Origin of the sequence: Mesorhizobium sp. 131-2-1, from assembly GCF_016756535.1 — a bacterium.
Taxonomy (GTDB): domain Bacteria; phylum Pseudomonadota; class Alphaproteobacteria; order Rhizobiales; family Rhizobiaceae; genus Mesorhizobium.
The window spans coordinates 4,523,156-4,547,078 of record NZ_AP023247.1; the positions used below are offsets into that span (position 1 = coordinate 4,523,156).

Below are 23,923 nucleotides of genomic sequence, written 5' to 3' on the forward strand. Positions count from 1 at the left end.
AGCCCCCACGTTAATAAACGGAGGTGCCTCCGCTTTAGTGGAGCAGCTTTATCATATAATCAGGGGAAGCGGTATGTCACGTGTTCGAGAACGGCAAAGTTCCGTTGGCCGGTGGAGACACGGCGCCGTTCGCCCGAAAGCAAAGGCCGCCCTCCCGCAACCCTCATCCCTTGCCCCTGTCCTCCCAAGCCCCATTTCCATCCGCCTAGCGTCCAGCAATTGGAGCCCGACGCCCCATGAATGACCAATCAACCACCAGTTCCACCACCCTCTCCCTCCATCTGACCATCAACGGCGAGACCCATGCGCTCGACGTCGAGCCGCGCGTGACGTTGCTCGACGCGCTGCGTGACCGGCTCCACCTCACCGGCACCAAGAAGGGTTGCGACCAAGGCCAGTGCGGCGCCTGCACCGTGCATGTCGACGGCGAGCGCGTGCTTGCCTGCCTGACCTTGGCGGCGCAGGTCGAGGGACGCAACATCACCACCATCGAGGGGCTGGCGGCTGAAGACGGCACGCTCGGCGCTGTCCAGGCCGCCTTCCTCGAGCAGGACGCCTTCCAGTGCGGCTATTGCACGCCCGGCCAGATCATGTCGGCGGTGGCCTGCATCCGCGAGGGCCATGCGGGGTCCGACGAGGAGATCCGCGAATACATGGCCGGCAATCTCTGTCGCTGCGGTGCCTATCCGCACATCGTCGCCGCCGTCCGCCAGGCAGCACAGGAGCTCCGGTCATGAGGGACTTTTCCTACGTCCGCGCCGATAGTATCGAGGCCGCGCGCAATGCTTCCGCCCTTCCCGGCGCCATGCTGCTTGCCGGCGGCACGACGCTGGTCGACCTTGCCAAATGCGGCGTCGCCGAGCCGGCGACCGTCATCGACATCAGCCATATTGAGGGGCTCAACGCCATCGACGTCACCGCCAGCCGCGCCGTGATCGGCGCGCTGGCGAAGATGAGCCATGTCGCCGACCATACCGAGATCAAGAGCCGCTTCCCGGCCGTGTCGGAAGCGCTCTGGCAGGCGGCCTCGGCGCAACTCCGCAACATGGCGACCATCGGCGGCAACCTGATGCAGCGCACGCGCTGCCCCTATTTCCGCGACCCCGCCAACTTCCCGGCCTGCAACAAGCGCGAGCCGGGCAGCGGCTGCTCGGCGATCGGCGGGGTGACGCGCGGCCATGCCGTTCTCGGCACCAGCGAGGCCTGCATCGCCACCTATCCGGGCGACCTCGCGATCGCGCTTGTCGCCTTCGACGCCGAGGTCCATCTCGGCGAGCACAAGCTCAAGGTCGAGGACTTCTTCCTCGCTCCCGGCGCGACCGCCGAGCGTGAGCATGACATCCGCCCCGGCGAGGTGATCACGGCGATCGAGATCCCGGGCTCCGCCACCGCGCGGCGCTCGACTTATCTCAAGGTGCGCGACCGGCAGTCCTATGAATTCGCGGCGGCCAGTGCTGCGGTCGGGCTCGAGCTCGAGAGCGACGGCCGCACCGTCCGCGACATTCGTGTCGCGCTCGGCGGCGTCGCGACGAAGCCGTGGCGGGCGCGGGCAGTCGAGGAGGCGCTGAAGGGCAAGCTGCTCGACGAGGCCACCGTTCGTAGGGCGAGCGAACTCGCCATGGAGGGCGCCGTCGACCACGGCGCCAACCACTACAAGATCGAGCTCGCGCCGCGCGTCGCAGCTAGAGCCATCCTCAAATTGGGAGAGACGGCATGACCGTTCATGACATGAAGCATGCAGCCTCGGACGGCGCCCGCCTCGAAGCGATCGGCGGGCGGCTGTCGCGCGTCGACGGCCCGGCCAAGATCACCGGCGCCGCGCACTACGCGGTCGAGCAGCAGCTCGAAGGACTGGCGCACGCGGTGATGGTGGGAAGCACCATCGCCGCCGGCACGGTCGTTGCGATCGACACTCGGGCGGCCGAAACCGCGCCCGGCGTGCTGCTAGTGCTGACGCCCGACACCATCATGGAGCTGAAAGGCGCGTCGGACTGGCTGGGCAACCCGCCAACGCAGAAGACATACGCACCGCTTGCCCGCACGGTCACCTATTCCGGCCAGCATATAGCTGCCGTGGTGGCCGAGACCTTCGAACAGGCGGTGGCGGCGGCCGCCCTCGTCAAGGTGACCTATGACGAGACGCCGGCGATCGTCGACCTCAGCGACCCCAAGGCCGGCGACGGCATCCCGATCGACGCCATGACCAAGGAGTGGGGCGACGCGCAGGCCGTGTTCGCCGCCTCGCCCGTGCGCATCTGCGCCGCCTACAACACGCCGCGCGAATTCCAGACGGCGATGGAGCCGCATGGGTTGATCGCGCGCTGGCAGGGTGAGGAACTGACCATCTGGGAGCCCAGCCAGTGGCTGGACGGCATGGCGCGCACCTATGCCGAATGGTTCGCGATCCCGTTCGAGGATGTGCGGCTGGTCTCGCCGTATATTGGCGGCGGCTTCGGCTCGAAGGCGCTGGCCCTGGCGCACAGCGCGGTGGCGGCGGCCTCGGCAAAAATGCTGGGACGGCCGGTCAAGCTGGTGCTGACCCGGCCGCAGAATTTCACCTCCTATGGCGGCCGCGCCGCGACCCGCCAGACGGTGGCGATCGGCGCCGACCGCGACGGCAAGATTCAGTCGATCGTGCATCGCGGCGTCAACGAGACCGCCGTCGACGGCATGTGGGTCGAGCCGCTCGGCTCCGTCACCTCGATCATGTACGCCACGCCCAACTTCTCCTCGAAGCAGAATGTGGTGCGTGTGAACACCGTGGTGCCGGGCGCCAAGCGCGCGCCGGGCGAGAACCCCAGCGCCTTCGGCATCGAATGCGCCATCGACGAGCTCGCCTATGAGGTCGGCATCGATCCGCTGGAAATCCGGCTGCGGAACTATGCCGAACAGGATCCGCACGCCAGGAAGGCGTGGTCGACGCGCCAGCTCCGCGAGGCCTTCGCCGCCGGCGCCGAGGCGTTCGGCTGGGCGAAGCGCCCGCCAAAGCCGCGCTCGATGCGCGACGGCCATCATCTGATCGGCTGGGGCGTGGCGGCCGGCACCTATCCGGTGCGGCGCGCCCATGGCGAGGCGGTGGTGAATATCCTGGCCGACGGTTCGGTCGAGGTCGAAAGCTCCTCCATCGACATGGGTCAGGGCACCTACACGATCCTGGCGCAGACGGCGGCCGAGACGCTCGGCGTGCCGGTGGAGCATGTGTCGGTGAAGCTCGGCGACTCGCACTTCGCCCGCGCCGGCGTCGCCGGCGGCTCGCGCCTTGCCGGCGTCATGACCGGCGCGGTCTACAAGGCGGCGAGCCAGGCGCTGGACGAGCTGATCGGGCTGGCGATCGCCGATCCGCGCTCGCCCTTCCATGCCCTGCAGGCGAACACGCTGGTGGTCAGAGACGGTCGCATCGCCTCGCCGCGCGGCGACGGTCCCGAGATCCCTATCGCCGAACTTCTGTCCGCCGTCGGTCGTGAACGGATCGAGGCCAAGGGCGATACCTTGCCGGCGAACGCTACGGTTGAGGAGCGCTACAAGAACTACACCACCATCGCCGTGTCGATCCCGCACACCGAGGGCGACTATTCGCGCCACTCCTGGTGCGCGCATTTCGTCGAGGTCAGGGTCGACGAGGATTTCGGCGCTGTGCGGGTCTCGCGCGTCGTGTCGGCGCTGGATTCCGGCCGGCTCTACAATCCGAAGCTGGCGGAAAGCCAGTGGAAGGGCGGCATCATCATGGGCATCGGCCAGGCGCTTCTCGAGGAAGGCATGGTCGACCGCCGCCACGGCCGCATCGTCAACGGCAACCTCGCCGACTACATGATCCCGACCAATGCCGACATCCCGGACATCGAGACGATCTCGGTCGGCATCCCCGACCCGCATTCCTCGGCGCTCGGCGGCAAGGGCGTCGGCGAGCTCGGCATCGTCGGCGTCGCGCCGGCGATCGCCAACGCGGTGTTCCATGCCACGGGCAAGAGGATCAGGGATCTGCCGATTACCTTGGAGAAGGTGATCTGAAGTTGTCGCGAGACACCCCCCCCTGGCCGGCAAGCCAGCGGGGGTGCTGTCCTGCCGGCGTCTCAGCAAATCACACCTCACTTGGGGAGATCAGACGCTCGCCAGCAAGTTCGCATCCCGTGCCAACCGCCAGCGCCCATCGCCTTCCTTGCGCAGCAGCGTGAGCGTGTAGCCGGACCGCCGCACCGGCCCGCCGCCCGCCGGCGTTGCCGTCAGGTCGATGCGGTTGCGGATATAGGCCCAGTCGCCGAGCAGCTTGAGTTCGACGATCTCGCTCGAGCTATCGATCTTCGTCTCGCCCATGGCCCTTGAGGCGGCGGCGAAGGCCTCCTTGCCGAACGGTTCCTTGCCGGGAACCATGAAGACCACGTCGTCGGTCATCAGCGAGAGCACGGTCTCCAGATCGCCCTTCCGGCTCGCCGCCATCCAGGCATCGACCACCTGCCGGATCGCGCTTTCGTCTTCGGTCATTGGTTTGCCTCCCTGCAATCGCGTGGCGGGCGGATCATCGATGAAATAGGTGGGGCAAACGTCGCCGCTGGCAATATGCGCCTGCGGATGCGCCGACGGCTGGGTCACGGATTGGCTTGGGAGCCGTGACGGGCCGACTGCCAGTCAGCTTTGCCCAAGAGTGGTTGGCCGCGGTGGCTCGCGACGACTCGCCAAAGAGTGGTTTTCCAACATCGGCAGCAGCAGTAGTATTGCTGCACGGGTTTGTTGAACTTCACGTGGGGTTCGAGAGGTATGCCGCGAGCGCGACGCCAGATGGCGCTGACTGCTGATTTGGTCGCGCGTACAATTCGCGCGATTGAGAATACCGGTCCGCCCCCGGATCTGGTTCGCAATCCCGAAACCGAGTGGAACGCCATCATTCGGGAAATGTTGGCAACGCGTCCTGATGGACGGGATGTGTGGATTTTCGCCTATGGCTCACTTCTCTGGAACCCCGCCGTGGAGCACGTGGAGGAACGTGCGGGCGTAGTGCCGGGGTGGCACCGTTCGTTCTGTATTCGCATGCGAGATTGGCGCGGAACTGTCGACCAGCCAGGCCTGATGATGGGGCTCGACCGGGGAGGCCAGTGCAGGGGGATGGCCCTACGGCTGGCGGAGGACACGGTTGAGGCCCAACTCGGAAAACTTGTCCGGCGCGAAATGCCGGTGAGGCCGTCCAGCAAGCCGTTCACCCACGGCTACCGCTGGCTGCAGGTTCAGACATCTCAAGGGCTCGTTCGAGCCATTGCCTTCGTCGTCAACCGAAAGGGAGGCAACTATATGGGAGGCCTTACCCTGGATGAGACGGCCGGCATTTTGGCAAGAGCCTGTGGCCACGCAGGGTCGTGCGCAGAATATCTTCACAACACAATCTCGCAATTGGAGGCCTTGGGCATTCGGGATCGCAACTTGTGGCGCTTGCAGTCGCTTGTTGCAGACAAGCTTACTTCGTCGCATCCGTGACCGGGTGCGGCATCCCGCGCGCCGAGGTAGCGGGAGCGCAAATTGGGTGCTGTCCCGACGGCGTCTCTCAAAAGAATCCCGCCCCGGTTCGCCAATCTCCAGCAGCCGCCTACCACTCCAGTCCGAAGACCAGCTTGCCGAAATGCCGGCCGCCGGCGGCCATGTGGGCGTAGGCTTCGGCCGCTTCGTTCTGTGAAAACACCTTGTCGACGACCGGCTCGATACCGGCGGCGCCGATGGCGCGGGTGGCGTCCTTGAGGTCGGACACCGACCCGGTGTTGTTGCCGATCACCTTGAGCGCCTTGATGATGATCGGCAGCAGATTGACCGTTGCCTCGGCGCCGGTGACGAAGCCGATGGTGAACAGCGTGCCGCCGGGCGCGGTGGCGTTGACGGCGCGGGCGAAGGTGGCGGTGCCGCCGGTCTCGACGACGAGGTCGGCGCCGAGGCCGTCGGTCAGTTCCAGCACCTTGCCGTCCCAGTCTGGCGTCGCGCGGTAGTTGATCAGGTGATCGGCGCCGAGCGCCTTCGCCCGCTCCAGCTTCTCGTCCGACGACGAGGTGATGATGACGGTGGCGCCGGCGGCCTTGGCAAGTTGGAGGGTGAAGATCGAGACGCCGCCGGTGCCGAGCAGCACGACCACCGAGCCCGGCCCGATATCGGCGACGCGGATGGCGTTCCAGGCCGTGGTGCCGGCGATCGGCAGCGTCGAGGCCGCCTCGAAGGACAGATGCGCCGGGATCGCCACAACCGAATTGGCCGGCAGCGCGACATATTCGGCCAGCGATCCGGGCAGCGAGATGCCGCGCATCTGCGTCATCTCGTAAGGCCGCGGCCGGCCGCCGATCCAGCGCGGCTTGGCATGGGCGACGACGCGGTCGCCAATAGCGAACCGGGTGACGCCCTCGCCGAGCGCGACGATCTCGCCGGCGCCGTCGGCGACGGGAATGAGCGGGAAGCTCGGGCCGGGATAGTTGCCGCTCGCCACCGCGACATCGACGAAGTTGAGGCTCGCCGCACGCTGGCGGATCAGCACCTCGCCACGCTGTGGTTCGGGCGTGGCCACGGTGGCGGCGCGGAAGGCGTCGAGCCTCGGCTGGCTCAGTTCGATGGCTTTCATGGGTTCACTCCGGTGTGACGATTGATCGGTTGAGTGAAGCTAGTTGCTGCGTTATTTCTGGATAATCCTTGGCTTCTACATTTGAGTATTGCGAGATATGCAGCAATCCCATGAACCGGCGACCCTTGCCGAAATGGCCGCCTTCGCGGCCATCGCCGAGGCGCACTCCTTCACCAGGGCAGCGGCGCGTGTCGGGCGCGACGCCACCATCCTGTCGCGGCGCCTGCAATCGCTGGAGGAGCGGCTGGGGGTCCGGCTGCTCTCCCGCACGACGCGCAGCGTGTCGCTGACCGAAGCAGGCGCCGAGTTCCTGGTGCGCGTGCGCGCCATCCTCGCCTCTGTCGACGAGGCCGAGGCCGCCGCTTCCGCCCATGCCGGCGGCGGCCCGCGAGGCCTGCTCAGGCTGTCGCTGCCCGGCACGTTCGGGCGCATGTGGATCGCGCCGCTGCTGCCTCAATTCCTCGCCGAATTTCCCGATGTCCGCATCGAGGCCGAATTCTCCAACCGGTTCGCCGACCTCGTCGCCGAGAATTTCGACGTGGCGGTGCGGCTCGGCGCGCTGGAGGATTCACGCCTGGTGGCGCGCAAGGTGGCGACACGGCGCCGGCTGCTCTGCGCCGCCCCCTCCTACCTCGCCAGAATGGGCAGGCCGGAAACACCGCAGGCGCTGCTCGAACATGCCTGCCTCGGCTTCTCCGGCTTCCAGACCTTTCCGGCCTGGGAGATGACCGACCGCGAAGGCCGGCGCGCGCGCGTCGAGGTGTCGGGGCCGCTCGTCACCGACGATGCCGAGGTGCTGGTCGACGCAGCCGTACAAGGCGTCGGCCTGATGATGAGCACCGACTGGCTGGTCGGCCGCGAGCTCGCCGACGGACGGCTGGTGCCGATCCTGGAGGACTGGACGCTGGCCGACGAAGGCGCGGTCTATGTCGTCATGCCGTCAGCCAAGGGCCAGGCCGCCAAGACCCGCGCCTTCGCCGACTGGATCGGCAAGCGCTTCGCGCCGGAGCCGCCCTGGCGGCGGTGAGGCTGCTGAATTCCGTCTTCGCGGGAAGATGGCCGCCAACCGCTTTCGCCGGTTTCCGGCCTATCCCGGAATGTCCCAGTTCGATCGTGTCAGAACATCACAGGGCGGAAGGATCTCTTCGGGTTTGAGGTCACGGCGCTGGATCTCATCGGCGACAAATTCCTCGCGCGGCCCCCACGCCCCGCCGATGCCGATTTCCAACGGGATCTTGTCCGGCGTCAGACATTGCGAATGGTTGACATCAAACGTGCGTGGCGCCATGTCGAACCACTCGCATGGCTCGCCGAGAATGCTATCCGTGCGACCCAAGCTCTCTGGGATGATGGCATGGCCAGGGATAATAGGCATTACATCTCCGGACGCGCATTTCTGGCAAAGGGAGAGGCCCTCGAACGCGCCGCCCTTGGCTGCATTGAAGAATAGGCCCTGTCCCGTTCGGGTGTTCCGGATGCTCAGTCTTCGTCGTCCATCCGGATAGGATATTTGATCGTAGATCCACGGATCGTGCCGGCGCATGACCCTGACCGCACCTTTCCATTGCATGCGCATGGCAAAATCCGGCGGCCGCTTAACGGCAGCCGCAGCCGGCTGGTCGTCGAAGTGCAGCCATTGGGCGACGTCGAGCAGCTTGGCAGGCAGCGCGACCTCCTCGGCGGACACAGGCCGGCGTTTGAGTTTGACAAGCGTTGTCTGACGAAACGGCGAACCGTTCACAAACACCTTGGTGGCAATCTCGATACCATCGGCTGTCACGCAACTCAGCCATTTCAGCCCGGGTTCTGACCTGTCTGGATCGCGCCGCTGGACTTCCCGTACATCGCATCGCTCGCCACCGTGCGTCTCGGTCTGTCCGGTTTCGATGACCCTGCGAATTCGCTCGTAGGATGTCGATGTCTCACGACTTATCGAAACAGGCGAATAGCCTGTCTGGGAGTCTCCGCCGAAAGTGACTGATATCTGCCTTGCCGGATTTCCATAGGTTGTGGCTTGCATTTCCTCCACACGGACCCAGCCGCCATGATGCGTGACGATCCTCGTATGGGCTGCGGTCGGTCCTACCAATGGTTGGACCGTTATGGTCGCGACATAGTCGGGGACGTCAGCGGAGGGCGAATAGGGGATGTTGTCGCCCGCCCGCGCCATGGAGCTTGCGAGCGCAAGACCCACCATTATCGAAAATCTCATCATGACTCTCCCCCGGGGCCACGCTGTTGGAGCCGGTAGGATTTCCGGCAACAGCGGCTATTTTGCGACGGCCAGACGGCAATCGGAGAAGGTGATCTGAGGTTAGCGCGAGGCACCCCCTCTGCCCTGCCGGGCATCTCCCCCTCAGGGGGCCTTTGCATAATTCAGCCTGTCGCATTTGGCCTTCGAATTCGATCCGAGCACGAGGAAACGAGTTTCGAGCAAAGGCGCCCGGTGAGAAGACCTTGCGCGGCTTCTTGGAAAAGCATTTCGCGCCTGCTGTAGCTCGCGACGACTCGCCAAAGAGTGGTTTTCCAACATCGGCAGCGGCAGTAATATTGCTGCACGGGTTTGTTGAACTTCACGTGGGATTCGAGAGGTATGCCGCGAGCGCGACGCCAGATGGCACTAACAGCTGATTTGGTCGCGCGTACAATTCGCGCGATTGAGAATACCGGTCCGCCCCCGGATCTGGTTCGCAATACCGAAACCGAGTGGAACGCCATCGTTCGGGAAATGCTGGCAACGCGTCCTGATGGACGGGATGTGTGGATTTTCGCCTATGGCTCACTTCTCTGGAACCCGGCCGTGGAGCACGTGGAGGAACGTGCGGGCGTAGTGCCGGGGTGGCACCGTTCGTTCTGTATTCGCATGCGAGATTGGCGCGGAACTGTCGACCAGCCAGGCCTGATGATGGGGCTCGACCGGGGAGGCCAGTGCAGGGGGATGGCCCTACGGCTGGCGGAGGACACGGTTGAGGCCCAACTCGGAAAACTTGTCCGGCGCGAAATGCCGGTGAGGCCGTCCAGCAAGCCGTTCACCCACGGCTACCGCTGGCTGCAGGTTCAGACATCTCAAGGGCTCGTTCGAGCCATTGCCTTCGTCGTCAACCGAAAGGGAGGCAACTATATGGGAGGCCTTACCCTGGATGAGACGGCCGGCATTTTGGCAAGAGCCTGTGGCCACGCAGGGTCGTGCGCAGAATATCTTCACAACACAATCTCGCAATTGGAGGCCTTGGGCATTCGGGATCGCAACTTGTGGCGCTTGCAGTCGCTTGTTGCAGACAAGCTTACTTCGTCGCATCCGTGACCGAGCCGGGCGATGCGGCGGGAGCTACGCTTCCCCTCCTCCCCTTGTGGGAGAAGGTGTCGCCGAAGGCGACGGATGAGGGGTGCTCCAGCTTGGCAAGGACGGCGATCCGTCCAACACCCCTCATCCGTCTCGGCGCGCGCGCCGATCCACCTTCTCCCACAAGGGGAGAAGGTAGAGCCGCGCATCACTTCCCCTGCCCCTTCAAAAACTGCCCGAGCAGATCCACCGGCAGCGGGAACACCACCGTCGACGAGCGCTCGCCGGCGATGTCGTGCAGGGCCTCGAAATAGCGCAATTGCATGGCCTGCGGCTCGGCCGCCAGCATGCGGCCGGCCTCGACCAGCTTGGCCGCTGCCTGCTGCTCGCCATCGGCGTTGATCACCTTGGCGCGGCGCAGGCGTTCGGCCTCGGCCTGCTTGGCGATGGCGCGGATCATGCTCTCGTTGAGATCGACATGCTTGATCTCGACATTGGAGACCTTGATGCCCCAGGCATCGGTGCGCTGGTCGAGGATCTCCTGGATGTCGTTGTTGAGCTTGTCGCGCTCGGCCAGCATCTCGTCGAGCTCATGCTTGCCGAGCACCGAGCGCAGCGTGGTCTGCGCCAGCTGGTTGGTGGCGGCCATGAAATCCTCGACCTGGATGATCGCCCGCTCGGCATCGACGATGCGGAAATAGAGCACGGCGTTGACCTTCACCGAGACATTGTCGCGCGAGATCACGTCCTGCGGCGGCACGTCCTGCACCACGACGCGCAGGTCCACCCGCACCATCTGCTGGACGAAGGGGATGAGGATGATGAGGCCGGGACCCTTGACCGCGGTGAAGCGGCCGAGCGTGAAGACCACGCCGCGCTCATACTCCCTCAGGATGCGGATGGCCACCGACAGGAATATGATCACGGCCACCGCAAGGACCAGATAGGCGACGTAACCGACCATCATTTGATTGCTCCGTTGTTGTTCGCGCCGCGACGCCTGACTGTCAGCACGAGATCGCCGACCTCGGTCACCTCGACGCTGTCGCCGGGCGCGACGGGCCCGTCGGCCCTCGCCCGCCAGCGCTCGCCCAAGGCCAGCACATGGCCCTCGCCGCCCTGCCAGTCGAGGATCTCGACGGGCAGGCCGCGCATCGCCTCGCCGCCGACACGCGGCGGGTTCTTGCGCGCCGCCCAGACATAGGTTCCGGTAAGCAGCGCCAGCCCCAGGGTCAGCGCGGCGGCGGGGCCGATGACTGCCCACGACATGGCAAAGCCCGGACCCTCGACCTTGAGCAGCATGGCCGAGCCAAGCAGGAAGGCGGCGACGCCGCCCAGCCCCAGCACCACGGTGGGATTGAAGGCCTCGATGATCAGGAAAGCGACGCCGAGTAGCATCAGCGCAAGGCCGGTATAGTTGATCGGCAACAGGTTGAGCGCATAGAGGCCGAGCACGAGGCAGATGGTGCCGATGACGCCGGGCGCCACCGCGCCGGGGCTGGTGAATTCGAACACGAGACCGTAGACGCCGACCAGCATCAGGATGACGGCGATGTTCGGATCGGTGATCACGGAAAGCAGCCGGATGAACCAGCCGGGCTCCAGCGTCTCGACGGCGAGGCCTTTCGTCGCCAGGACCTGCTTCTTGCCGGCCACGTCGATGGTGCGCCCGTCGGCCAATTGCAAAAGCTCGGTGGTGTCGCGGGCGACGAAGTCGATGACATGTTCCTGCAATGCGGCATTGGCCGACAGGCTCGCCGCCTCGCGCACCGCCTTTTCGCCCCAGTCGCCATTGCGCCCGCGCAGTTCGGCAAGCGAGCGGATGAGCGCCACCGCGTCATTGGTGACCTTGGCCATCATCGCGTCGCCCTCCGGCCGTCCGCTGGCGTCCTTCTGGTCCTTGTCCTTCTCACCACCGGGAAGCGACGGCAGCCCGCCTATCTCGACCGGTGTCGCCGCGCCCAGGTTGGTGCCCGGCGCCATCGCCGCGACATGCGTGGCGTAGAGGATGTAGGTGCCGGCGCTGGCCGCATGGCCGCCAGCCGGCGCGACATAGCCGATGACGGGCACCGGCGAGGCCAGGATGTCGGCGATCATCTCGCGCATCGAGGTAACCAGGCCGCCCGGCGTGTCGAGTTGAAGGATGAGGACCGCGGCGTTGCGTTTGGCGGCGGTGTCGAGCGCCTCCTCGAGCTGCCTGGTGCTCGCCGGCCCGATGGCGCCGTCAATGGCGACGCTCAGCGCGACCTTCCCGCCCACCGCCCCGGTTGAAGGAAAGGAAAAAAGGACCGCGGCGGCCACGCAGGCCGCGACGAGAAGGACCAACCGCGCGAGTCTCACGCTCAAAGCTCCTTGGATTCAATATGGGGTTGTGCCCGCGCGAAGTCCAATAAGGGCCGAGGAGCTCGGGCGCGTTGGCCTCAATTACGATTCCACGGCAATTTCGACGCGGGCTCCAACGTTGGCTCCCTCGCCCATTCCGCATTGTCTCCGCCGACGGCGCGAACGAACGCGCCTGCAACCGATGGAGACGACTATGACGACTTTGGATCGAACCACCTGCGAAACCGGCCGGGCGGGCTTCGGCCTACCCGGCTTCGCCGGCCGCGCTCTCGGCCTGGCCTATCGCGCCATGAAAATGCGTAGCGAACGCGCCGCGATGCAGGCCATGCCGGACTTTCTGCTCAAGGACATGGGCATCAACCGCTGGCAGATCGAGCACTACACCTCGGTGCGCCATACGCGGTCAGACCCGGATGGCATGCACCGCTGAAGGCCGCTTCGGCGGCGCGGAAGCGGCCGTAACGCGGAACGAGAAGCCCCGGCATCGCCGGGGTTTTCCGTTTCGGTGCGCCGCCGGGCGAGCGCACCTGACAACTGGATGCTTTTGATCGGGCCCCGTCAAAAATGAAACGGCGATGCAATTTCCACGGTGGGCGTATCAAAAATTCCACGCTCGCACCCACTCTCGTTCAAACGCTCGACCGCCAAATGAAGGCGTCACGGCAACCAAGCCGCAAAAGCAACCTTTGGAGTAGTCACATGCAACCCGAGACCAAACCTGTACGCGTTCCGCTCAATGGCGTCGACACGCCGAACCTGCTCGCGACGATCAATTTCGTGGCCGGCCAGCCGGAACTGGCGAAGTTCCAGTTCCGCGCCCACAACGAATGGATCGAGGGCACGCACAGCAAGAGCGTCATGCATGGCTTCCACGGCGCCGGGCAGGAGCAGAAGCACGAAAAGCCGTTCTATGCCGACAGCGATCATCCTGCGATCCTGTGCGGCGCCGACAACGCGCCGACCCCGGTCGAATGGCTGCTGCATGGGCTGGCGAGCTGTCTGATGGCGGGGTTGGCCAACATCGCAGCCGCGCGCGGCATCAAGCTCACCCGTGTCAAGTGCTCGGTCGACGGCGACATCGACCTGCGCGGCATCCTCGGCATCTCCGACGAAGTGCGCAATGGCTTCCAGAACATCCAGGTGTCGTTCGAGGTTGAAGGCGACGCGCCGGCCGAGAAGCTTAACCAGCTGGTCGAACAGGCTCGCGCACGCTCGGCCGTCTTCGACGTCCTGACCAAGGGCGTGCCGGTCACGGTCGGGATCAAGACCATCCAGTAATCCCGAGCCGCTGATGATCCGCCGGGGAAGACGGTCCGGACCGGACCGTCTCCTCCCTGCCAATGGAAAGAACCATGAAACGGGCTGACGTCATCATCGTTGGCGCGGGCCAGGCCGGCCTTGCGCTCAGCCATTGCCTCGGCCGGATCGGCATCGAGCATGCCGTGCTGGAGCGCGGCCGCATCGGCGAACGCTGGCGCTCGCAGAGCTGGCACTCGCTGCGGCTGTTGACGCCCAACTGGCTGAACGCGCTGCCGGGCTCGCCCTATCAGGGCGACGATCCCGACGGCTTCATGGGCAAATTCGCCTTCGTGTATAGGCTGGAGGCCTACGCCCGGCGTTGGCAGGCGCCGGTCGAATGCGGCGTCGAGGTTCTTTCCTGCAGGCGGACCGGCAACGGCTTTGTGCTCGAAACAAGTGCCGGCGACTGGTTGGCAAAGGCTGTCGTGGTCGCCACCGGCCATTGCGACCAGCCGATCATCCCTTTCGCGCTCGATGCCGTGGGCGGGCCGCTCAGCATCCACGCTTCGCGCTATCGCTCTGCTGGCGAACTGCCGCCCGGCGGCGTGCTGATTGTCGGCGCTTCCTCCTCCGGCGTGCAGATCGCCGATGAGCTCGCCCGCGCCGGGCGGCGCGTCCTGCTCTCGGTCGGCAAGCACACGCGCCTGCCGAGGCGCTGGCGCGACAGGGACATCTTCTTCTGGCTCCGCGAGATGGGTTTCATGACACAGCGCCCGGACGACCTCGCCAACCCCGACAGCGCCAGGCGCCAGCCTTCGCTGCAGCTCGCCGGCCGGCCCGACCGGGCGGACGTCGACCTCGCCACCTTGCAAGCGCTTGGCGTCGAGCTAACCGGCCGCGTGCGTGGGATTGCCAGCGGCGGGATCGCCTTCGCCGATGATCTCGCGGCGCAAGTGGCGTCGGCGGAGGCGAAGCAGACGCGCCTGCTCGGCGAGATCGACCGCTTCGCCGGCGATGCACGACCAGGCCGGCGCGAGCCGGTGATCGTGCCTTCGACCTATGCGCGACGGCTTTCGCTGACCGACGGATCGATCGGTACGATCGTCTGGGCGACCGGCTACGCCCGCTCCTTCAAATGGCTCGAGCCGCTTACGCTGGGCGCCGACGGCGAGTTGGCGCACCACGGGGGCGTCACCAGCGTTCCCGGTCTTTATGCGCTCGGCTTCCGCTTCCTGCGCAAACGCGATTCCAATTTCATCGGCGGCGTCGGCACGGATGCGCGGGCGATCGCCGCCGAGGTCTCGCTTTATCTCGATCGCAACGGCCGCCAAGCCGCCGCCTGAGGACTCACTATGCCGATAACCACGATCCGTTCCCTTCCACCCACGCCCAAGCGCACCCATTACGACGCCGTCATCGTCGGCGCGCGCTGCGCCGGCGCCTCGACGGCTCTGCTGCTCGCCCGCGCCGGCCTCAAGGTGCTTTCGATCGACCGCAGACCGTACGGCTCAGACACGCTGTCGACGCATGCGCTGATGCGGCCGGCCGTCTTGCAGCTTTCGCGCTGGGGCCTGCTCGAGCCGCTGCTCAGGGCCGGCACGCCGCTGATCGAGGCGACGACCTTCCATTACGGCGACGAGGAGATCACCATCCCGCTCAAAGCCGGGCCCGACCTTCCCGGCCTGATCGCGCCGCGGCGCACCGTGCTCGACCGCATCCTGGTCGACGCCGCGCGCAAGGCCGGCGCGGAGTTCCTGCATGATATGGCGGTCGCCGATCTGTTTGCCGATGTGCGCGGGCGCGTGCGCGGCGTCGAGATCCGCGCTGCCGGCCGCGACGTCTTGCAGCTGAGCGCCGACATTGTGATCGGCGCCGACGGCATCGGCTCGCTGGTGGCCAAACGCAGCAACGCGCGGGCACTGCGACAGGGGACCGTGTCGGCCGCCCATGTCTACGGCTACGCGCCCGTCGAGCCAGGCGCGGACTACCACTGGTATTTTCGCGACGGCATCGCCGGCTCGCTCATCCCGACCAATGACGGGCTCGCCTGCATCGTCGCCTCGGTGCCAACACGGCTGTTCGACGAGCACTTCCGCCGAGATCATGGCCGCGCGCGCATGGAGGTGCTGGGAGCGCTCTCGCCTGCGCTTGCCGAACAGGCGGGCCGGGCGCCGAAGGATGTTCGGCTGCAGGCGTTCCGTGGCGTGCCGGGTTACCTGCGCCAGGCGCACGGTCCTGGCTGGGCGCTGGTCGGCGATGCCGGCTTCTTCCGCGACCCAATCACCTCGCACGGCATTTCCGATGCGCTGCGCGATGCCGAGAGCCTGGCACGCGCCATCATCGACGGCTCGCCCTTGGCGTTCGAGGCGTATCGGCAGGAGCGCAACCTCTTCGCCAACCAGATCCTCGATACCACAGACGCCATCGCCGGCTTCGACTGGACGCTTGCCAAACTCGGCGAGCGGCATCGTCGCTTCAGCGCGGTGCTGAAGGCCGAGGTCCAGATGCTCGCCGGACAGGCGCTGCCTGCCCGCCGCGGGGCGCCCCCGTCGCAAGCGGCGACCTATCGGGCACCGGCAAACCAGGACAAGGCACCGGCCACGGCCGGCTCGAGCCTCTATCGCAACCGAACGGGAGCATGACCATGACCGCACATATGATGAAGGACGGCTGGATCGGCATCGTAAACGGCCGGCCGCAGGTGGGCGCTTTCGCCGAGCGCTCGCGGCGCACCGGTTTTGAGGACGTCGAGGCGTTCACCGACATGACCGGCGACCGCAACCCGCTGCATTACGACAAGGAGCTTGCCGAGGCATCGGTGTTCGGCAAGCTGATCGTTCAGGGCGGCGTCACTTCGGGCATCCTCAACGCGCTGGTGGCGGAAGATCTCCCCGGCCCGGGCTCGGTGTTCCTCGAAGTCGCATGGAAATTCGTCAAGGCCGTCGGCGTCGGCGAACTGATCACCGGCCGCGTCGAGGTCAAGGAGGTGCGCGCCGACAAGCCGATCACAAAGCTGGAGACGTCGGTGCGCAACGAGGCGGGCGACATCTGCCTGACCGGCACCGCGACGGTATTCACCGTGCCGCTGGCCAAAGCTGACCCATCGCAATGACGCTCTGGCGCTCCGAGCTCGCATCGGCCGACCTTCCCGAGGAAATGCGCCGCTGGGGGATGCTCGGGCTGTTGTGCCTGGCCGTCGTGCTCTCGCTGACCACCTGGTTCTCGGCAACGGCGATCACGGCCGAGCTCAAGGCGGCATGGCGCCTGTCCGGGCCGATCGACATCTGGCTGACCAATGGCGTGCAGATCGGCTTCGTCGCCGGCGCACTGGCCGCCAGCCTGCTCAACCTGCCCGACATCGTCAGGCTCAACCGGCTGATGGCGATCTCGGCGCTCGTGGCGGCGGCGGCCAATGCCTCGCTTCTGCTGCAGCCGGCGCCTGCCAGCGTCGTTGCCGCGCGCATCTTGACCGGCGTCGCGCTGGCCGGCGTCTATCCGCCGGCCCTGAAGCTTGTGTCCACATGGTTCGCGCGCGGCCGGGGGCTGGCGCTCGGCGCCCTGATCGGCGCGCTGACGCTTGGATCCTCGCTGCCGCATCTGTTCCGGGCGCTGGCCGGCTCGTTCGACTGGCACTTTGTGGTGCTGGGCGCGAGCTCGGCCGCGCTCGTCGGTTCGATGCTGTTCTGGTTCGCAAGCGAGGGGCCGCATCCTTTCGGCAAGGCTGTCTTCGAACCGCGCCGGATCGGCGCCATCTTCCGCGACCGGGCGCTGATGCTGGTCAATATCGGCTACCTCGGCCACATGTGGGAGCTCTATGCGATGTGGGCCTGGCTGATCGCCTATGTGCGCGCCGCGCTCGAGGCGCAGCACCATCCCTCTCCTGCGCTCGCCTCGCTGCTGACGTTCCTCGCCATCGCCGCCGGCGCCGGGGGCTGCCTGCTCGGCGGCGTGCTTTCAGACCGCTTCGGCCGCAGCCTCACCAATGCCGGCATGATGATGGTGTCCGGCCTCTGCGCGCTGGCGGTCGGTTTCGTCTTCGACGGGCCGCTTTGGCTGTTGGGGCTGGTGATCGTCGTCTGGGGTATTTCGGTGATCGGCGATTCCGCACAGTTCTCGGCGGCGGTCACCGAGCTTGCCGACCGCCGTTTCGTCGGCACGGCGCTCTCGGTACAGCTTGGATCGGGCTTCGGGCTGACGGTGCTGGCGATCTGGCTGCTGCCGCATGTGGCGGACTGGCTCGGCTGGCGCTGGGCTTTCCTCATGCTGGTACCTGGCCCGTTTGCCGGCGTGGCCGCGATGCTGGCGCTTCGGCGCTTGGCCGATGCGGCGAAGATGGCAGGCGGCAAGCGATGAACATGGTTCGTATCGGCGGTGAAATTTCGCGATCGTGAAAGCGCCTACGATCCAGCCGTCTCGGCGACGAACGCCCGGACATGGGCGATAAACTCGTCAAAGGCCGGCTCTCCCTCGAGCAGGATGTGGTTGCGGCTTTCCAGCTCGAAGAAGCGCGCGCCGGGAATGCCCGCGGCCATGGTGCGCCCGGATTCGACCGGGGCGACGTTGTCTTCGCGCGCGTGCAACACCAGCGTCGGCACCCGCACCTGTTCGAGGAGAGCACTGACGTCGATCACGGAGAAGGCGCTTTGCAGGCGAAACGCGTCCTCCGGCGATATGGTGCGCTGCATCAGATCGTCCATCCAGCCAAAATGCTCATGGGTGGCGCCGGGGATGAACATGGAGCAGAACACCTGGCGGAACATCGGGTTCGCCTTGCCCCAGCCTTCGCGCATCAGCGTTGCGATCGCCTCGCGGGTCGCGATCTCACCCGCATCGCCGCGCGCCCGCCAGCCTTTGACATAGCCGCCATAGAGGATCATGCCCGAGACCTTCTCGGGATTGCGTATGGCGTAGGCGATCGACACCGCGCAGCTCTGCGAGAGGCCAAGAAGCGTAAAGCGGTCGAGCCCGGCTGCCTCGACCACGCATTCGAGGTCCGACACCATGGTGTCGAACGAGACATCGAGGACGTGGCGTTGCGAGAGCCCGTTGCAGCGCTCGTCGTAGCGCACCAGCTGGTTCTCGCGCGAAAGTTCCGACATCCAGTGCCGCCAGATCGGGCTGTCCCAGTCGAAGGTGAGATGCGACATCCAATGGGCCGCGCGAAGGATCGTTGGGCCGGTGCCGGTCTTGGCATAGGCCAGCCTCGTGCCGTCGAGGCCACGGCAGAAATGGACGGCGCGGCCCGGGTCCTGCGCGGCCGTCAGGCTCTTTGCCGGCGCTGGCGATCGGGCCGCGACGCTTGCGCCGGGTTGCGGCGAGCGTCCCGTCGGCTGGGCGGCCGCCACTCGGACCTTCTCCTCCAGCGCCTCGATCTCGGCAGCCAGGCCTACATCCTCCGGTACCAGGCGGTGCAAGCGCTGGGCCAGCGGCAGCGCCCGCCTCGGCTCCTCGGCAAGGCGCTCGACCAGTTCGCGCAATATGCCGATTTCAACGATCTCGACCTCGCTGGCGATCGACTTGCGCCAGGCTTCGTATCCGGAGCTGCGCTCGAGCGAGAGATCGGCGAGGAAATCGCCACGGATCGAACCGACCACGGCCTCGAGCTCCTGCGTCGGCCGGGATGACAGATCGGCCTTCACCAGCGACCGCAGCCGGGCATAGTCCGTCTCGACCTTGAGCGCGACGGCGTTGCGGTCGGCGAGCAGGACGGATTCGTCGCTACCCAGCACCTGGCGGATCTTGGACAGGCTCCAGCGCAGGGCACCGCGCGGATCGTCAGGAATGTCCCAGAAGATCTCGCAAAGCCGCTCGCGCTGGTGCGGCCGGCTGGTGGCGGCGAGGTAGGCGAGGAGGGCTCGGGTCTTCCGTGACGGCGGCAGGTCGAGCAGCACGCCATCGCGGACCACCTGGAAATCGCCGAGCATGCGCAGTTCCAGCAGCCCGGCTTGCGGACTGTCGGTCATGCGGCCGGACATCCTTCAACTGCCATTTGCCCCAGGCTCCTCATCGACGCGGCGAGAGAAGACCGCACCGCAATATCAAAATCGGCTAATTTACGGAAGCCGATACGACAAGAAGCGCGCGCGGAATGTGCGATGGGTTACATTGGTGGGGCGACGGCATTGAAGCTACCGATCCTTCGTTGCGAGGGAGATGGCCGTCACCACCGCTTTCGTCAATCTCGGTGCTGCCACCCAATCAATTGCCCTGTATGATCCCGCCGCCACGAATGTCTCGATGGGGGGAAATCATGCGAAGCGTATTGGCGATAGTCATCGTCTTGGGCGCCCTGGCAGCCGCCCTGCCGGCCCATGCCGCCTCCTGCGGCTGGAGCGCCAAGATGGAGGAGGACGAGGGCGGCAGCGTGCTGACGGCGTCGGTGTGCGGCGGACCGACTGGCGGCGCGCATCTGATGCTGACTTGCTTCGGCAAGCCGACGCTGAGCTACGATCTCGGCGAAGCCGGCCCGCAGCTTGAGCCCGGCATCAACGCTGCGTTCGCGTTCAAGGCCGGCGGCAAGACGGTGGCGAAGACGCTCGAACTCGAGGCGATGTACAACTATTTCACAACGCAGTTCAGCAGCGCCGACCCGCTGCTCGCCTTGCTGCGCGGCAAGGGCGAGGTCACCGTCACGTCCGACAAATATGGCGAGAACAGTTTTTCGCTTACCGGCTCGAGCGCGGCGATCGGCAAGGTGCTGGCGGAATGCGGCAAGGCTTCCGAAGGCGCAGACTGAAGGCGGCACCCGGCCGAGAACAAAACTCAGGCGCGCGGCGTTGAAGCTGCCAATCTCCCCCTCCCGAGGGAGATTGCGCTCGCCAAGGATCGCGGCCGTTACCTATCGGTGCGCGCCTCCCCCGAACCGCCCGCGGTTTTCGTCGCAATTTCCCTGAAGTTTCGCCGGAGCATCACGATCTCCAGCCTGGCGCCAACTATCCTCGGCCTTGCTGTCACAGAGGACAGTTCGAGACGGAGATCAAGGCCATGACCACGATCGTTTCCTTCATCGGCGCCACTGCTCACAACCGGCGCCAGGCCGCCCCTTCACAGCCTTACAAGTTGGCGGCCGCTGCCGTATCGGCGCTGTTGTGGCTGCCGCGCTTCTGGAAGGCACGCGGCGAGCTAGCCGCGCTTGCCGCCATGAGCGAATGCGAGCGCCGCGACATCGGCCTGACCGCCTTCGACGTCGAGAACGCGCTGACACTGCCTGTCGACCGCGACCCCACCGGCGTGCTTGCGCAGATAGTAGATGATCGCCGCCATCGCCGCGAATGCTGAGCACCGGCGCAAGCCCCGCACCGGATCTGGTTCCGGATCATGGTCAGTCCGGCAGGCCGGCCTCGCGCAGGCCGGCGGCGATGCGTTCGCTCGTGCCCGCTTCGAAGGGCGAGGCGTCGCCAACCCTGGTAATGGTGAGGCCCGGGTAGGTTTCCATGAGCCTGCGGCAAGCGTGCCGTGCCTCGTCCTTGCGACCGGCATGAACCAGCGCCGTGACCAGCAGGCGCAGTCCCCACCAGGCGCCCGGCTGCTGGCTAAGGCCGCGCTGCGTCAGGGCCACCGCCTCGTCATAGCGCGCGGCGACGAAATGCGCGGCGCCGATGCCGATCTCGGCCATGTAGCCCATCGGGTCGCGCGGGCTCAGCCGTTCGAAATGCTCGAACTTCTCGATCGCCGCCTCGGGCCGCTCGCGATAGACGTCCAGCCAGGCGCTGCGCAGCCAGGCCCAGGCGGAATTCGGATCGAGCGCGCGCGCCCGCGCCAGATGCATGTCGGCGACATCGTAGTCGCGGGCAAAGGAATGCGCCGCGCCGAGCACCGCAAGGACCATCGGGTCGTCGCCGGATAGCGCCGCGCCCTTCTGCGCCAGGCGCAGGCCCTCCTCCCGGGAGGCGGCCGGCGTTTCGGTCCAGCGGTAGCCCGCGCGCTGCAGATGGCACCAGGCCAGTAGCGAAAGCGCCAGCGGATAATCCGGCTCGATCGCAATCGCACGTTCAAGCAGCGTGCCGGCCTCCTCGTTCTGCGCGCGCTCGAGCGACCAGGTGAGCGGAAAGGCGCGCAGCACGTAGTCGTAGGCGGCGAGGCTTTCCGGCCGCTTGCGCCGCGAACGCTCGATCTCGGCCGACAGGATGGACGGCTGGATGGCGCCGACGACGCTTTCAGTGATGCGGTCCTGCAGGTCGAACACATCGGCCATGGTGCCGTCGTAGCGGTCGGCCCAGATGGTCTTGCCGGAAGCGGAGTCGATGAGCTGTCCGGTGAGGCGGATGTGATCGCCGGCCTTGCGCACGCTGCCGGTCAGCACGTAGCGCACGCCGAGTTCGGCTCCGGCCCGTTTCACCCCGTCGGCCTCGCCCTTGTAGGCGAAGCTCGAATTGCGGGCGATGACGAACAGCCAGCGCATGCGCGACAGCGCCGTGGTGATCTCGTCGACCATACCGTCGGCGAAATAGTCCTGCGCCGGGTCGCCGCTGAGGTTCTCGAAGGGCAGCACCGCGATCGACGGCCTGTCGTCGGCCGTCCCCTCCCCGGCCGCGGTGGGAACCCGATCCTCGAGGCGGCGCACGCGCTCCTCGTCGATCACATAGCCGCGCCGCAACACGGTGCGGATCAGGCCATCGGCCTCGGCGCCGAGCACCTTGCGGATGTCCTTCATACATTGGGTGAGCGAATCGTCGGAAACGGCGATGTTCGGCCAGACCGCATTGACAAGCTCGTCCTTGCCGATGACGCGGCCGGCATTTTCCAGCAGGTAGGTAAGCAGCGAGAGCGACTTGGCGCGCAGGTCGACGTCGTGCCCGCCCCTCTGCAGCCTGCCCTTGTGCAGATCGAGCCTGTGGCCGGAGAATTCGAACGTCGTCATGTCGCCCCTCAAGGAGACGTCAAACCAATTCGATCCGCGCGACGGCTAGGAGTCTGTCACGGCCCTCGCATGTTCGAAGACATCACGCCCGCCCCAAGACATCAAGGCTTTCGCCCGCTGAAGATGGCGTGGCCGGCAAACAGCCAGGCGCAGTCGACTTCGCTGAAGCCCGCTTGCGCAAGCCAGGAAAGCTGCTCGGCCAGCGAGGACGGCTTGTCGATCGGCTCGCCGTCCGGATTGCGGAAATAGTTCCAGCCGAGGCGGTTGAACTCGGCGAAGGCCGCGAGATCGCCGTCGATGGCCAGCGCCCGCGCACGCACCGCCTCGTCCCATTGCCGCGCGGCGATGCCGAGCCCGCTTGCGCTCGGCGGGCGCACAATGTCGGCCACCACCAGCACGCCGCCCGGCCTGAGCGCCGCCGCGAGGTCGGCAAACAGCTCCTGCTTCTGGCGGCCGTCGAGATGATGGATGGCGAGCGAGGAGACGATGGCCTGCGGCGGCTCGGAGAAGGTCCGCCAGTCGTGCTGCGCCAGCTCGAAGGCGGCGGTGGTCAGGCGGCCGGCATGGTCGCGGCAGGTGGCCAGAGTCTGCTCCAGCATCTCGGCCGAACCGTCGAGCGCCAGGACGCTGCAGTCAGGAAAGCGCTCCAGCAGCGCGCGGCTGAGCAGCCCTTCGCCTGAACACAGTTCGACCAGCAGGGCGCCCGGCTCGGGTTGCGGGATGAGGTCGGCGATGATCTCGATCTGGCGCTCGCGTTCCGGCACGAAATAGCGCCCGTTGTTGAGGAAGCCGCGGGAATGGTTCTCGTCCCAATGTGCCGTGCCTTGCGCCTGCGCCATGATGTTTCCTTCCCGTTTCCGCTCAGCCTGCCCCGGATCCGGCCGGCCGTCGTGATGCCGGGCTGAAATTCGGCTGAGATTGGCGGGATGGAAGCTGCATGGCGGCCGAAGCACGGCGGCGGCGATACGCAATACCCAAGGCGAGGCGGCAAGCGATGCAAGCCGCCCGGCCATCGCGCCCCCGCGCTTCGGTTCCGTCCTTCTGCACCGGTTGGCGTCGGCGCACCATGAAGCGGTTCACAGAGGGTCCGCGACCGTTGGCGGCTGGCGAAAGCCAAGGTGACGGCCAATCCTCCCCGTGGAGAAGGCGTCCGGCGTTTCAGAGGGCGTAAGGGATCGCAGCTTTGTGATCCGGCTAAAGAAATGGCCAAAAATGAAGCGCGAATCAGGCAACAGACGTGCGAGACAGCGGCCCTTCTGGCCTGCCGGGCATGCCCGCCGCTTGAGGGAGATTGGCGGCTCCGCCGCCGTCGCCAGCCTCCAAACTCCGCTTCCCCAGATACACCCAAAAAAAGTCAGGTTGATAATGCCGGACCGAAAAGCCTCAGCCGGCGAAAGACAAGCCGATTCAAGCGCATAGTTGGAAGCTGCCGTGCCGGCAGCCGCAGTGGCCGAATGGAAAACCGGCTTTTCCGGGCATTCAGGCACAGCAATTGCGTGGTCGCGCAGCCGCCCGGAGGCGGTCCACCGGGGGCAAAACAGGCGCTCGGACGGCCCGGGAGGCGGCGTTGACAGGGCACGCCGCCGATGGATATTCCGAAGCCACTGGTCACGCC

22 protein-coding genes are annotated in these 23,923 nt (G+C 66.3%); 14 read left to right on the top strand and 8 right to left on the bottom strand.

The window, feature by feature from the left end:
- The first annotated feature begins 236 nt into the window (after nucleotides 1-236).
- From JG743_RS22015 to JG743_RS22025, 3 genes are read left to right on the top strand one after another with little or no spacing between them, the layout of a single operon-like run.
- Nucleotides 237-737: a (2Fe-2S)-binding protein gene (locus JG743_RS22015; protein ID WP_202292848.1), complete on the top strand. Its 501-nt coding sequence runs from the start codon at nucleotides 237-239 to the stop codon at nucleotides 735-737.
- The gene (locus tag JG743_RS22020; RefSeq protein WP_202292849.1) at nucleotides 734-1,717 is read left to right on the top strand and encodes an FAD binding domain-containing protein; all 984 of its coding nucleotides are present in this window, start codon (nucleotides 734-736) and stop codon (nucleotides 1,715-1,717) included. Before JG743_RS22015 ends, JG743_RS22020 begins: the two co-directional genes overlap by 4 nt.
- On the top strand, nucleotides 1,714-4,008 hold the full coding sequence (locus tag JG743_RS22025; RefSeq protein ID WP_202292850.1) for a xanthine dehydrogenase family protein molybdopterin-binding subunit: 2,295 nt from the start codon (nucleotides 1,714-1,716) through the stop codon (nucleotides 4,006-4,008). The genes JG743_RS22020 and JG743_RS22025 overlap by 4 nt, the downstream gene beginning before the upstream one ends.
- Before the next feature lie 90 nt (nucleotides 4,009-4,098).
- Here the strand turns inward: JG743_RS22025 and JG743_RS22030 are convergent, their stop codons facing one another.
- Complete coding sequence (locus JG743_RS22030) at nucleotides 4,099-4,587, bottom strand: YybH family protein (RefSeq protein ID WP_244672858.1); 489 nt, start codon at nucleotides 4,585-4,587, stop codon at nucleotides 4,099-4,101.
- A gap of 186 nt (nucleotides 4,588-4,773) precedes the next feature.
- Here JG743_RS22030 and JG743_RS22035 point away from each other — a divergent pair, with 186 nt between their 5' ends.
- The gene (locus JG743_RS22035; RefSeq protein WP_244672859.1) at nucleotides 4,774-5,463 is read left to right on the top strand and encodes a gamma-glutamylcyclotransferase; all 690 of its coding nucleotides are present in this window, start codon (nucleotides 4,774-4,776) and stop codon (nucleotides 5,461-5,463) included.
- 109 nt (nucleotides 5,464-5,572) lie between these two features.
- Here the strand turns inward: JG743_RS22035 and JG743_RS22040 are convergent, their stop codons facing one another.
- Nucleotides 5,573-6,583 carry a zinc-dependent alcohol dehydrogenase family protein gene (locus JG743_RS22040; RefSeq protein ID WP_202292852.1) on the bottom strand — a complete coding sequence of 337 codons (1,011 nt, stop codon included), beginning with the start codon at nucleotides 6,581-6,583 and terminating at the stop codon, nucleotides 5,573-5,575.
- A gap of 97 nt (nucleotides 6,584-6,680) precedes the next feature.
- Between JG743_RS22040 and JG743_RS22045 the strand changes: the two genes are divergently transcribed.
- Nucleotides 6,681-7,610 carry a LysR family transcriptional regulator gene (locus tag JG743_RS22045; protein WP_202292853.1) on the top strand — a complete coding sequence of 310 codons (930 nt, stop codon included), beginning with the start codon at nucleotides 6,681-6,683 and terminating at the stop codon, nucleotides 7,608-7,610.
- Between the two features lie 60 nt (nucleotides 7,611-7,670).
- Here JG743_RS22045 and JG743_RS22050 read toward each other — a convergent pair whose 3' ends face one another.
- Nucleotides 7,671-8,798 carry a hypothetical protein gene (locus tag JG743_RS22050; protein ID WP_202292854.1) on the bottom strand — a complete coding sequence of 376 codons (1,128 nt, stop codon included), beginning with the start codon at nucleotides 8,796-8,798 and terminating at the stop codon, nucleotides 7,671-7,673.
- Between the two features lie 399 nt (nucleotides 8,799-9,197).
- On the opposite strand from JG743_RS22050, the gene JG743_RS22055 reads away from it, so the two are divergent.
- Complete coding sequence (locus JG743_RS22055; protein WP_244672860.1) at nucleotides 9,198-9,887, top strand: gamma-glutamylcyclotransferase; 690 nt, start codon at nucleotides 9,198-9,200, stop codon at nucleotides 9,885-9,887.
- 187 nt (nucleotides 9,888-10,074) lie between these two features.
- Here JG743_RS22055 and JG743_RS22060 read toward each other — a convergent pair whose 3' ends face one another.
- Together JG743_RS22060 and JG743_RS22065 are read right to left on the bottom strand one after the other, a co-directional pair.
- On the bottom strand, nucleotides 10,075-10,833 hold the full coding sequence (locus JG743_RS22060) for a slipin family protein (protein WP_202292856.1): 759 nt from the start codon (nucleotides 10,831-10,833) through the stop codon (nucleotides 10,075-10,077).
- Nucleotides 10,830-12,206 carry an NfeD family protein gene (locus JG743_RS22065; protein ID WP_202292857.1) on the bottom strand — a complete coding sequence of 459 codons (1,377 nt, stop codon included), beginning with the start codon at nucleotides 12,204-12,206 and terminating at the stop codon, nucleotides 10,830-10,832. The genes JG743_RS22060 and JG743_RS22065 overlap by 4 nt, the downstream gene beginning before the upstream one ends.
- A 196-nt stretch (nucleotides 12,207-12,402) precedes the next feature.
- Here JG743_RS22065 and JG743_RS22070 point away from each other — a divergent pair, with 196 nt between their 5' ends.
- The 6 genes from JG743_RS22070 (at nucleotide 12,403) to JG743_RS22095 (ending at nucleotide 17,801) form a co-directional block, all read left to right on the top strand.
- The gene (locus JG743_RS22070; protein WP_202292858.1) at nucleotides 12,403-12,639 is read left to right on the top strand and encodes a hypothetical protein; all 237 of its coding nucleotides are present in this window, start codon (nucleotides 12,403-12,405) and stop codon (nucleotides 12,637-12,639) included.
- A 269-nt stretch (nucleotides 12,640-12,908) separates the two neighbouring features.
- Nucleotides 12,909-13,487, top strand: a complete 579-nt coding sequence (locus tag JG743_RS22075; RefSeq protein ID WP_244672861.1) for an OsmC family protein — start codon at nucleotides 12,909-12,911, stop codon at nucleotides 13,485-13,487.
- Nucleotides 13,488-13,561: 74 nt separating this feature from the next.
- Nucleotides 13,562-14,791, top strand: a complete 1,230-nt coding sequence (locus JG743_RS22080) for a flavin-containing monooxygenase (RefSeq protein WP_202292860.1) — start codon at nucleotides 13,562-13,564, stop codon at nucleotides 14,789-14,791.
- Between the two features lie 9 nt (nucleotides 14,792-14,800).
- Entirely contained in the window at nucleotides 14,801-16,090 is a 1,290-nt protein-coding gene (locus JG743_RS22085) for an NAD(P)/FAD-dependent oxidoreductase (protein WP_202292861.1), read from the top strand.
- Between the two features lie 2 nt (nucleotides 16,091-16,092).
- Nucleotides 16,093-16,560 (top strand): MaoC family dehydratase, encoded by a 468-nt coding sequence (locus JG743_RS22090; RefSeq protein ID WP_244672862.1) that lies wholly within the window; start codon nucleotides 16,093-16,095, stop codon nucleotides 16,558-16,560.
- A complete protein-coding gene (locus JG743_RS22095; protein ID WP_202292862.1) occupies nucleotides 16,557-17,801 on the top strand; it encodes an MFS transporter in 1,245 nt (414 codons plus the stop codon). Before JG743_RS22090 ends, JG743_RS22095 begins: the two co-directional genes overlap by 4 nt.
- 44 nt (nucleotides 17,802-17,845) lie before the next feature.
- On the opposite strand, the gene JG743_RS34190 is transcribed toward JG743_RS22095, so the two are convergent.
- A complete protein-coding gene (locus JG743_RS34190) occupies nucleotides 17,846-19,411 on the bottom strand; it encodes an alpha/beta hydrolase (RefSeq protein WP_244672863.1) in 1,566 nt (521 codons plus the stop codon).
- A 287-nt stretch (nucleotides 19,412-19,698) separates the two neighbouring features.
- On the opposite strand from JG743_RS34190, the gene JG743_RS22105 reads away from it, so the two are divergent.
- Together JG743_RS22105 and JG743_RS22110 are read left to right on the top strand one after the other, a co-directional pair.
- Nucleotides 19,699-20,184: a hypothetical protein gene (locus JG743_RS22105; protein WP_244672864.1), complete on the top strand. Its 486-nt coding sequence runs from the start codon at nucleotides 19,699-19,701 to the stop codon at nucleotides 20,182-20,184.
- A 248-nt stretch (nucleotides 20,185-20,432) separates the two neighbouring features.
- Nucleotides 20,433-20,726 (top strand): hypothetical protein, encoded by a 294-nt coding sequence (locus tag JG743_RS22110; protein WP_202292863.1) that lies wholly within the window; start codon nucleotides 20,433-20,435, stop codon nucleotides 20,724-20,726.
- A 43-nt stretch (nucleotides 20,727-20,769) separates the two neighbouring features.
- Here the strand turns inward: JG743_RS22110 and JG743_RS22115 are convergent, their stop codons facing one another.
- Nucleotides 20,770-22,308, bottom strand: a complete 1,539-nt coding sequence (locus JG743_RS22115; protein ID WP_202292864.1) for a winged helix-turn-helix domain-containing tetratricopeptide repeat protein — start codon at nucleotides 22,306-22,308, stop codon at nucleotides 20,770-20,772.
- A 101-nt stretch (nucleotides 22,309-22,409) separates the two neighbouring features.
- Entirely contained in the window at nucleotides 22,410-23,147 is a 738-nt protein-coding gene (locus tag JG743_RS22120; RefSeq protein WP_202292865.1) for a class I SAM-dependent methyltransferase, read from the bottom strand.
- Between the last annotated feature and the right edge of the window lie 776 nt (nucleotides 23,148-23,923).